The 10,374-nt window shown below is 58.3% G+C and carries 7 protein-coding genes; 3 read left to right on the plus strand and 4 right to left on the minus strand.

Annotated features, from left to right (window positions below; genetic code table 11):
* Positions 1-293: 293 nt before the first annotated feature.
* The 4 genes from ACRESD_RS24090 to ACRESD_RS24105 all read right to left on the minus strand — a co-directional run bounded on the left by ACRESD_RS24090 (position 294) and on the right by ACRESD_RS24105 (position 6,502).
* Entirely contained in the window at positions 294-1,838 is a 1,545-nt protein-coding gene (locus tag ACRESD_RS24090; RefSeq protein WP_431753199.1) for an ABC transporter substrate-binding protein, read from the minus strand.
* 367 nt (positions 1,839-2,205) lie between these two features.
* Positions 2,206-3,834, minus strand: a complete 1,629-nt coding sequence (locus ACRESD_RS24095) for an ABC transporter substrate-binding protein (protein WP_431753194.1) — start codon at positions 3,832-3,834, stop codon at positions 2,206-2,208.
* Positions 3,835-4,092: 258 nt separating this feature from the next.
* A complete protein-coding gene (locus ACRESD_RS24100) occupies positions 4,093-5,694 on the minus strand; it encodes an ABC transporter substrate-binding protein (RefSeq protein WP_431753195.1) in 1,602 nt (533 codons plus the stop codon).
* A gap of 91 nt (positions 5,695-5,785) precedes the next feature.
* The gene (locus ACRESD_RS24105; protein WP_431753196.1) at positions 5,786-6,502 is read right to left on the minus strand and encodes an SIMPL domain-containing protein; all 717 of its coding nucleotides are present in this window, start codon (positions 6,500-6,502) and stop codon (positions 5,786-5,788) included.
* A 204-nt stretch (positions 6,503-6,706) separates the two neighbouring features.
* Between ACRESD_RS24105 and ACRESD_RS24110 the strand changes: the two genes are divergently transcribed.
* The 3 genes from ACRESD_RS24110 to ACRESD_RS24120 all read left to right on the plus strand — a co-directional run bounded on the left by ACRESD_RS24110 (position 6,707) and on the right by ACRESD_RS24120 (position 10,346).
* Complete coding sequence (locus ACRESD_RS24110; protein ID WP_431753197.1) at positions 6,707-7,969, plus strand: ATP-binding protein; 1,263 nt, start codon at positions 6,707-6,709, stop codon at positions 7,967-7,969.
* Complete coding sequence (locus ACRESD_RS24115; protein WP_003171731.1) at positions 7,962-8,522, plus strand: response regulator transcription factor; 561 nt, start codon at positions 7,962-7,964, stop codon at positions 8,520-8,522. The genes ACRESD_RS24110 and ACRESD_RS24115 overlap by 8 nt, the downstream gene beginning before the upstream one ends.
* 99 nt (positions 8,523-8,621) lie before the next feature.
* On the plus strand, positions 8,622-10,346 hold the full coding sequence (locus tag ACRESD_RS24120) for an ABC transporter ATP-binding protein/permease (RefSeq protein ID WP_431753198.1): 1,725 nt from the start codon (positions 8,622-8,624) through the stop codon (positions 10,344-10,346).
* The last annotated feature ends 28 nt before the right edge of the window (positions 10,347-10,374 follow it).

A 10,374-nucleotide genomic window follows, 5' to 3' on the forward strand; every position in this document is an offset into this window, starting at 1 on the left:
CTTTGGGCGCTGGTGCCGGCCAATGTGGTTGGAACGAAGTCCTGGCTTTGCGGTTCAGCGAAGGCGGTTGCCGTGATGCTGCTGATGGCCAAGGCCAGAAGCGCTTTGCTGCTCAGTTTCATGGGTGGAGCTCCTTTGGTTCTCTTTTTTATGCCGGTCTTTTTAGGTGAACCGGCTATTGGTGTGTAACTCGTTCAAGCTTTTGCAAACGTTTGGCGTAGGAAAATTCCTAATAAAAAGCTGCACGTTTGCAGCAGAGCCGTTCCCGCTCTGCGCAATCCGGTTATTTATTCTTATGGGGTGATACTGACGCCCGAGAACACGTTGCGGCCGAAGGGACTTACTTTGAAACCTTCGACTTTGGCGCTTAACGGCTGGTTGACCGTTGAGTGGGCGACGGGCGTGATCGGCACCTGCTGCTTGAGCAGTTGCTGCGCCTGTTTGTACAGAACAGTCCTTTGTTCACGGTCGGTCACGACCTTGGCTTGCTTGACCAGCTTGTCGTACGCCGGGTCACACCACATGGAGTAGTTGTTCCCGCCGATGGCGTCGCAGCTGTAGAGGGTGCCCAGCCAGTTGTCCGGGTCACCGTTGTCACCGGTCCAACCGATCAGGCTGATATCGTGCTCACCGTTCTTGGTGCGCTTGATGTACTCGCCCCATTCGTAGCTGACGATCTTGACCTTGAGGCCGATCTTGCCCCAGTCGTTCTGCAGCATCTCGGCCATCAGCTTGGCGTTGGGGTTGTACGGCCGCTGCACCGGCATCGCCCACAGGGTGATCTCGGTGCCTTCCTTCACGCCGGCCGCCTTGAGCAGCTCCTTGGCTTTTTCCGGGTTGTAGGCGGCGTCCTTGATGGTGTCGTCGTAGGACCACTGGGTCGGCGGCATGGCGTTGACGGCCAATTGCCCGGCGCCCTGGTACACGGCGTTCAGAATGCTCTGCTTGTTTACTGCCATGTCCAACGCCTGGCGCACTTCGAGCTGGTCGAAGGGTTTGTGGCGCACGTTGTAGGCGATGTAGCCGAGGTTGAAGCCGGGTTTGGTCAGCAGTTGCAGGTTGGGGTCGGCCTTGAGGGCGTCGACGTCGGCCGGGCGCGGGTGCAGAGTCACCTGGCATTCGCCGGCCTTGAGTTTCTGTACCCGCACTGAAGCATCGGTGTTGATGGCGAAGATCAGTTGATCGAGCTTGACCCGGCTCGGGTCCCAGTACTGTTTGTTCGCCACATAACGGATCTGCGAATCTTTCTGGTAGCGCTGGAACACAAACGGGCCAGTGCCGATTGGCTTCTGGTTGATGTCGCTCGGCTTGCCGGCCTTGAGCAACTGCCCGGCGTATTCGGCAGACAGGATCGCGGCGAAGCTCATGGCAATGTTCTGGATAAACGCGGCGTCGACCGTATTCAGGGTCATCACCACGGTGTGCGGGTCGGTTTTCTCGACCTTGGCAATGTTCTTGTTCAGGCTCATCCCGTTGAAGTACGGAAACTCGGTAGGGTAGGCCTTGCGAAACGGATGTTCGGGGTCAAGCATGCGGTTGAAGGTGAACAGCACGTCGTCGGCGTTGAAGTCGCGGCTCGGCTTGAACTCCTTGTTGCTGTGAAACTTCACGCCTTCGCGCAGGTGGAAGGTGTAGGTCAGGCCGTCCGGCGAAATATCCCATTTGGTTGCCAGCCCAGGCACCACGTTGGTCGCACCTTTTTCGAACTCAACCAAGCGGTTGTACAGCGGCTCGGCTGCATCGTTGTCGGTGGCGGTGGTGTATTGCGCGGTGTCAAACCCAGCCGGGCTGCCTTCAGAGCAGAACACCAGGCTCTTCTTGTCGGCGGCTTGGCCCATCGTGGCCACAGCCAGCAGGCTGGTGCCAAAGATTGCGGATAGAACGGTGGTATGGCGCATGACGATCCCGATCCTTGTTTGTAGTTATCAATCAGCGAGCAATCTCCCTGGCCTTCAGCCAAGAGAGACCTCACTGATCCCACACGCAGCAAGTGCCTTTCTCAGAATGAAGCTGCTGCTGTCCTACGACGTTATGGGTCGTGGATCTCGCAGTAAATGCGTCGAATCTGACTGACCTTGTAGGCAACGGAGCCACGGGTCGCAGCTCATTGCTGTAGGACGGCAATGGACTGCGTCGTGGTCTGTTTCCTACGGCCTGGGCGGATGCAATAACGGCGACGCTATGAAGCGTCGCCGTCAATGATCCTTACTTGCCGCTTACGCTGACACCGTAGAAAGAGTTCAAGCCAAACGGGCTGATCTTGAAGTCCTGCACGGTGGAGCGCATGGGTTGATACACCGTCGAGTGCGCGATAGGTGTCATCGGGACAGCATCTTTGAGGATATGTTGCGCCTGCTTATACAGCTCGGTGCGTTTGGCGACGTCCGACGTAGCCTTGGCTTCTTTTACGATGCCGTCGAATTTCTTGTCACACCATTTGGAGAAGTTGTTACCGGACAGCGAGTCGCAGCCGAACAGCACGTTCAGCCAGTTGTCCGGGTCACCATTGTCACCGCTCCAGCCAATGATCATGGCCTGGTTCTCGCCGCCTTTGGAACGCTTGATGTACTCGCCCCACTCGTAGCTAACGATGTTGACCTTCAGGCCGATCTGTTTCCAGTCGTTCTGCAGCATCTCGGCCATCAGCTTGGCGTTCGGGTTATACGGACGTTGAACCGGCATCGCCCACAGGGTGATCTCGGTGCCTTCTTTAACGCCGGCTTCCTTGAGCAGCTCCTTGGCTTTGGCAGGATCGTACTTCGCGTCCTTGATCGTGGTGTCGTAGGACCACTGAGTCGGTGGCATGGCGTTGACGGCCAGTTGGCCGGCGCCCTGGTACACGGAGTCGATGATCTGCTGCTTGTTCACTGACATGTCCAGCGCTTCGCGTACACGCAGATCGGACAGAGGGTTGGGGGCGGTCTGGCCCTTGAGGACCGGCATCACGTTGTAAGCGATGTAACCCAGGTTGAAACCGGCTTGGTGCGGCAGTTTCAGATCCTTGTCTTCGCCCAGTGCCTTGAGGTCGGCGGGACGTGGGAACAGGGTGACCTGGCACTCATTCTTCTTGAGTTTCTGGATGCGTACCGACGGGTCGGTGGTAATGGCGAAGATCAGATTGTCGATCTTCACGTCTTCCGGCTTCCAGTAGTCCTTGTTGCCGGTGTAACGAATGTTCGAGTCTTTCTGGTAGCTCTTGAACACGAACGGGCCAGTGCCGACCGGCTTCTGGTTGATGTCCGCGGCTTTGCCTTCTTTCAACAGTTGGGCGGCGTATTCAGCCGACTGGATCGACGCGAAGCTCATTGCCAGGTTCTGGATGAAGGCGGCGTCCACGGTGCCAAGGGTGAACTTGACGGTGTGGTCATCGACTTTCTCGATGTTCTTGATGTTGGTGTCCATCCCCATGTCCGTGAAGTATGGGAACTCGGTGGGGTAGGCTTTGCGGAACGGATCGTCCTTGTTGATCATGCGGTTGAACGTGAAGAGCACGTCATCGGCATTGAAGGTACGAGTGGGCTTGAAGTATGAGGTGGTATGGAACTTCACGCCGTCGCGCAAGTGGAAGGTGTACGTCAGGCCGTCCGGGGACACGTCCCAGCTGGTGGCCAGCCCAGGAATCACGGCGGTGCCGCCGCGCTCGAACTGGGTCAGGCGGTTGAACATGGTTTCGGCCGAGGCATCGAAGTCTGTTCCGGTGGTGTACTGGCCCGGGTCAAAACCAGCGGGGCTGCCTTCGGAGCAGAACACCAGGTTAGTCGCCGCTTGGGCGAAAGGGGCTGCTGCCATAAGGCCAGCGCTAACAATTAACGGAATGACTGCGTGTTTAAGCATGTTGGCCTCATGATTTGTTGTCATTTTTGGTGGTGAGGGCGACCTCGTGAGTCGGCCTGCGGATACTTATGCAGGGGCCATACCCATTGCAAGATGCAGAACCGTTGCGACACTCAAAGTGTGGTACGAACGTACAGGAATGTCGCAATTATGAAAGTTTGTACATAAATGCGTACATTTACAGGGTTTTTTCGGTGCAGAGCGCGCACCAAAAAAGCCCAACCAAGGCGTCTAGCGCACTCGGTTGGGGCGCCGATGTTACTTATCTAGACTGACACCATAGAACGGTGTGAGCCCAAAGGGGCTGATCTTGAAGTCGCGCACTTCCTTGCGCAGAGGTTGGAAAACCGTCGAGTTCGCAATAGGCGTTATAGGTACTTGTTCTTTAAGAATTTTTTGTGCCTGTTGATACCACTTGATGCGCTGTTCACGGTCATTGCTGACCTTGGCCTGTTGCACGAGTTTGTCGTAGGCGGGGTTACACCATTTGGCGTAGTTGCTGCCCTTGACCGCGGCACAACTGTAGAGCACGCCGAGCCAGTTATCCGGGTCACCGTTGTCGCCGGTCCAGCCATAAATCATCGCGTCGTGTTCGCCATTCTTGGCGCGCTTGATGTATTCGCCCCACTCATAGCTGACGATGTTGGCTTTGATGCCAATCTTTTCCCAATCCTGCTGGATCATTTGCGCGGACATCCGTGCATTCGGGTTGGAAGCACGTTGGACCGTCATTGCCCACAGATTGATGGTGGTACCGGGTGCAACCCCTGCTTCTTTTAGTAGCGCCCGTGCCTTGGTCGGATCATAGGGCGCGTCCTTGATGGTCGGGTCATAAGACCACTGCGCCGGAGGCAACGCGTTCTGCGCCAATTGTCCGGCGCTCTGGTACACCGCCTTGATGATGGCCGGCTTGTCGATGGCCATGTCCAGGGCTTGGCGCACCTTGAGCTGGTCCAGTGGCGGGTGGGTCACGTTGTAGGCCAGAAACCCCAGGTTGAAACCGGCTTGTTGCAGTACGCGCAGGTTGGGGTCTTGCTTCATGACTTCGATATCGGACGGGCGCGGGTACCCGCTGACCTGGCATTCGCCGGCCTTGAGTTTTTGCAGGCGCGCGGCGGCGTCCGGGGTGATGGCGAATATCAGGTTGTCGAGCTTCACGTCCTCGGGTTTCCAGTACTGCTTATTGGCCGCGTAACGAATCTGCGAGTCTTTCTGGTAGCGCTTGAACACAAAGGGCCCGGTACCGACTGGCTTCTGGTTGATGTCTTCAGCCTTGCCTTCCTTCAATAGTTGCGCAGCGTATTCGGCCGATTGCACCGAGGCGAAACTCATGGCCAGGTTCTGTACGAACGACGCATCGACGTTGTTCAGGTTGAAGCGCACGGTGTGGTCGTCGAGTTTGTCGACGCTCTTGATCGTGGTGTTCAAACCCATGTCGGTGAAGTAGGGCGACTCGGATGGGTAAGCCTTGCGAAACGGACTCTCGGCATCCAGCAGGCGATTGAAGGTGAACAGCACATCATCCGCGTTGAAGTCGCGGGTCGGTGTGAAGAAGTCGGTGGTGTGGAACTTGACGCCGTCCCGCAAGTGGAAGGTATAGGCCAGGCCGTCTTTGGAGATATCCCAGCTCGTCGCCAGGCCGGGCTCGACCTCGGTGCCACCGCGCTTGAATTGCGTGAGGCGGTTGAACACGGTTTCGGCAGAGGCATCGAAGTCTGTGCCGCTGGTGTACTGGCTGGGATCGAAACCGGCGGGGCTTGCTTCGGAGCAGTAGACCAGGGTGCTGGCTGCCTGGGTCATTGGCATAAAGGCCAGGAGGCCTGCGGCGAGGAGGAGCGGTTTTAAGGCGATTCTTTCCATGGAGACCCCTGAGATGGCAGGCATATATAAGCTGCCCAAACGAAAACGGCGGTCACCGAGGTTACCGCCGTTCAGGTCTGTCAGGTAGGGGTCACTGCATTTGCACTTCGATCACGCCATCAGCGCTCATGTTGACCTGGCTGGTGCCGGCTTCCACTTGAGGTGTTGGTGCCGAATCAGCCATGGCGGCTTTCATCATCATCCCGCCATTGCGCGCGTACGGCATCGGGTAACCGTTGGTGTTGAAGTTGAGGTTGACGATCTTGTAACCCTTGCCGCCCAGTGCATCGGTGGCCAGTTGTGCGCGGGCCTTGAAGGCCGCCACGGCGTCTTTGAGCAGGGCATCTTCGCTGGCCTTGCGGGTGGCGTCGGCGATGGCGAAGTCCATGTTTTCCATTTTCAGCGTGTTGAGCAGTTCGCCGGTGAGCTTGGACAGCGCCGGGAAGTCCGCACTTTCCAGGCGCAGTTCGGCGCGCTCGCGCCAGCCGGTGATCTTCTGGTTCTTGCTGTCGTAGATCGGGTAGCTGTTGCGGCTGCCCTGGCGCAGGGTCACGCCTTTGACTTCACGCGCCTGGCCCAGGGCCGTGTTCATGGTGGTGGTGATTTCGGCGGCGAGTTTGGCCGGATCGCTGTTTTGCGATTCGGTGTAGAGGGTGACGATCATCTTGTCGCGGGCAACCTCCTGGCTGACCTCGGCGCGCAGGGAAATCTGGTTGTAGTTCAGCCCGTCGGCGGCCACGGCCGGAAGACTGGCCAGGGTGGCAACGCCGAGGGTGATAACAGCTGCACTGCGAGTGAAACGAGACATGGAAGCTCCTTGAGGTATTCGTGTTCGGTATGACTGTAGACGGTGGTGTTGGGTTCTTCGGGTTTACACATTACCTACAAGGTTGGCGCAGGCGACGAACGGTCATTTGCCTGGCCTGCGTCAAAGAGCCACACGCGCCGTGCCAGGCGGTCCGCTTCGTTTATACTCCTGCCGATCCGCCTGCAGCGCTCACCGGGAGAGCTCATGCTCGCCGCCGTAAAACTGACTTCCGCCACCCGCCAGAACCTCTGGCGCCTGACGTTCATTCGCACCCTGGTGCTGGCCGCACAGGCCGGTTCCGTCGGGCTCGCCTACTGGTTCGACCTGTTGCCGCTACCGTGGCTGCAGTTGGGCGTGACCCTGGCGTTTTCCACCGTGCTGTGCGTGTTCACCGCCATCCGCTTGCGTACCACGTGGCCCGTGACTGAGCTGGAGTATGCGCTTCAATTGGCGTGCGACCTGTTTATCCACAGTGTGTTGCTGTATTTCTCCGGTGGTTCCACCAACCCCTTTGTTTCTTATTACCTGGTACCACTGACCATTGCTGCGGTGACGCTGCCATGGCGCTACTCGGTGATACTGTCGGGCATTGCGCTGGCGCTCTATACCCTGCTGCTGGCGCAGTTCTATCCGTTGCAAACTTTCCCCATCGCCCGGGAAAACCTGCAAATCTACGGAATGTGGTTGAGTTTTGCGTTGTCCGCCGCGGTCATCACCTTTTTCGCTGCGCGTATGGCCGAAGAACTGCGTCGCCAGGAAGAGTTGCGCGCCATTCGCCGTGAGGAGGGCTTGCGTGACCAGCAGTTGTTGGCGGTCGCTACCCAGGCCGCCGGTGCCGCCCATGAGTTGGGCACGCCGCTGGCCACCATGAGCGTGCTGCTCAACGAAATGGCTCAGGATCACCACGACCCGGCGCTGCAGGAGGATCTCGGCGTGCTGCGCGAGCAGGTCAAGCAGTGCAAGCACACCTTGCAGCAACTGGTGCGCGCTGCCGAAGCCAATCGCCGTTTGGCGGTGGAGATGCAGGACGTGACCCAGTGGCTCGACGAAGCCCTGAACCGCTGGCACCTGATGCGCCCTGAAGCCAGTTATCGCTTCAACCTGCTGGGCCTGGGCACTGTACCGCGCATGGCGCCGCCGCCGGACCTGACCCAGGCGTTGCTCAACCTGTTGAACAATGCAGCGGATGCCTGCCCTGAAGGCTTGGGCGTGCAGCTGGATTGGGACGCGGAAAACGTGACCATCAGTATTCGTGACCACGGCGCGGGTGTGCCGCTGGCCATTGCCGAGCAGATCGGCAAACCTTTCTTTACCACCAAGGGCAAAGGTTTCGGCCTGGGCCTGTTTTTGAGCAAGGCCAGCGTGACCCGCGCGGGCGGCTCAGTGAAGCTCTATAGTCATGAGGAAGGTGGCACGCTTACCGAGCTGCGCCTGCCCCGTGTCGCACGAGGAGATATCGATGAGTGATGAGATCCAAGTCGAAGGCGAAGAACTGCCGCACCTGTTGCTGGTAGATGACGACGCTACTTTTACCCGCGTCATGGCACGTGCCATGAGCCGTCGCGGTTTTCGCGTGAGCACCGCCGGTTCCGCCGAAGAAGGACTGACCATCGCCCAGGCCGACCTGCCGGACTACGCCGCGCTCGACCTGAAAATGGATGGCGACTCCGGCTTGGTACTGCTGCCCAAGCTGCTGGAACTCGACCCGGAAATGCGCGTGGTGATCCTCACTGGTTATTCCAGCATCGCCACCGCCGTCGAGGCGATCAAGCGCGGCGCCTGCAACTACCTGTGCAAACCCGCGGACGCCGATGACGTGCTGGCTGCCTTGCTCTCCGAGCACGCCGACCTCGACACCCTGGTACCGGAAAACCCGATGTCGGTGGACCGCCTGCAGTGGGAACACATCCAGCGCGTGCTGACCGAACACGAAGGTAATATCTCCGCCACTGCCCGTGCCCTGGGCATGCACCGTCGCACCTTGCAGCGCAAATTGCAGAAGCGCCCGGTACGGCGCTGAATAAAGTCTGAACAATCTGCTTCAGGCTGCGCGGAGCCCTGAACCGATCGTCTATGATCGGTTCAAACGCCTGTCACATTTTCTTACAGAGCCTGAACAATGAACCAGAACGCTGAGTATTCCGCGGTCAATGACGCGGTGCGTGGGCAATTCTTCCGACGAACCTGGGCGATGATCACGCCCTATTGGCGCAGTGAAGAGAAGGGCAAGGCCTGGTTGTTGCTGGTGACCGTGATCGGTCTGTCACTGTTCAGTGTGGCGATCTCCGTGTGGCTCAACCACTGGTACAAGGATTTCTACAACGCGCTGGAAAAGAAGGACACCACCGCGTTCTGGCAACAGATCGGCTATTTTTGCGGCATCGCAACCGTCGCGATTGTCGGCGCGGTATACCGCCTGTACCTGACCCAGATGCTCACCATCCGCTGGCGTGCCTGGCTCACCGAAAAGCACTTTGCCCGCTGGCTTGGCCACAAGAATTACTACCAGTTGGAGCAGGGGGGCTATACCGACAACCCGGACCAACGGATTTCCGAAGACCTCAATAGTTTCACTCAGAACACCCTGAACCTGGGGCTGGGGTTGCTGCGCAACGTCGTCAGCCTGGTGTCGTTCTCTATCATCCTGTGGGGCGTGTCGGGCAGCATCGAAGTGTTCGGTATCACCGTCCCTGGCTATATGTTCTGGTGTGCATTGGTTTATGCCGGGGTCGGCAGTTGGTTGACCCATTTGATCGGTCGTCGCTTGATCGGCCTGAGCAACCAACAACAACGTTTTGAAGCAGACCTGCGTTTCTCCATGGTACGGGTGCGGGAGAATGCCGAGAGCATTGCTTTGTACAATGGCGAGCCAAATGAAAATCAACGGTTGAGCACGCGGTTCGGCAAGGTCTGGCATAACTACTGGGACATTATGAAAGTGTCCAAGCGCCTGACGTTTTTCACCGCCGGTTACGAGCAGATTGCGATTGTCTTTGCGTTTATCGTGGCTGCCCCCCGCTACTTTTCGGGCAAGATCGAGTTGGGCGAGCTGATGCAAATCAACTCGGCGTTCGGCAACGTGCAGGGCAATTTCAGTTGGTTTATCAGTGCCTACACCGACTTGGCCAGTTGGCGCGCAACCAGTGATCGACTGCTGAGTTTCCACCAGGCCATGAGTGAAAACGAGCAGCGCCCGGCAGCTATCGACGTACGCTCACAAGGCGAGCGTCTGGTGGTACAAGACCTGGGCATGGACCTGGCTGACGGCCGTCATCTGCTGACGAATGCCGACATGTCTGTGGAACCAGGCCAGCGCGTAATGCTCAGCGGACGTTCCGGCAGCGGTAAAAGTACGTTGCTGCGTGCCATGGGCCACTTGTGGCCTGCGGGTCACGGTAGCATTCGCCTGCCGGCCGCGCGTTACCTGTTCTTGCCGCAAAAGCCCTACCTGCCGATTGGCACGCTGAAGGCCGTGTTGAGTTATCCACAAGACGATAGCGTCTACCCAGCCGAACGTTATGCACAGGTGCTGGAAACCTGTCGCTTGCCCCATCTGGTCGATCATCTTGATCAAGCCAACCACTGGCAGCGCATGCTTTCGCCGGGTGAGCAGCAACGCCTGGCCTTTGCTCGCGCGTTGTTGTTCGCACCGCAGTGGTTGTACATGGACGAGGCCACGTCGGCCATGGACGAGGAAGATGAGGCCACGCTGTATCAAGCGCTGATTGATGAGCTTCCAGGGCTGAGCATCGTCAGTGTCGGTCATCGCAGCAGCCTCAAGCGCTTCCATGGGCGGCATGTGCGGATCGAGGGTGGTCAACTACAGGAACAACAGCCGGCTTAAGGTCGTACTCGGTCAGTGTGGGAGGGGG

The organism is Pseudomonas sp., from assembly GCF_050739995.1.
Classification (GTDB): domain Bacteria; phylum Pseudomonadota; class Gammaproteobacteria; order Pseudomonadales; family Pseudomonadaceae; genus Aquipseudomonas.

Excerpts from the sequence above, each read along its gene's own strand:
- ACRESD_RS24120 (WP_431753198.1), top strand. The coding sequence starts at position 8,622 with ATGAACCAGAACGCTGAGTATTCCGCGGTCAATGACGCGGTGCGTGGG.
- ACRESD_RS24090 (WP_431753199.1), bottom strand. The coding sequence starts at position 1,838 with ATGGGCCAAGCCGCCGACAAGAAGAGCCTGGTGTTCTGCTCTGAAGGC.
- ACRESD_RS24110 (WP_431753197.1), top strand. The coding sequence starts at position 6,707 with ATGCTCGCCGCCGTAAAACTGACTTCCGCCACCCGCCAGAACCTCTGG.
- ACRESD_RS24100 (WP_431753195.1), bottom strand. The coding sequence starts at position 5,694 with ATGGAAAGAATCGCCTTAAAACCGCTCCTCCTCGCCGCAGGCCTCCTG.
- ACRESD_RS24095 (WP_431753194.1), bottom strand. The coding sequence starts at position 3,834 with ATGCTTAAACACGCAGTCATTCCGTTAATTGTTAGCGCTGGCCTTATG.
- ACRESD_RS24115 (WP_003171731.1), top strand. The coding sequence starts at position 7,962 with ATGAGTGATGAGATCCAAGTCGAAGGCGAAGAACTGCCGCACCTGTTG.
- ACRESD_RS24105 (WP_431753196.1), bottom strand. The coding sequence starts at position 6,502 with ATGTCTCGTTTCACTCGCAGTGCAGCTGTTATCACCCTCGGCGTTGCC.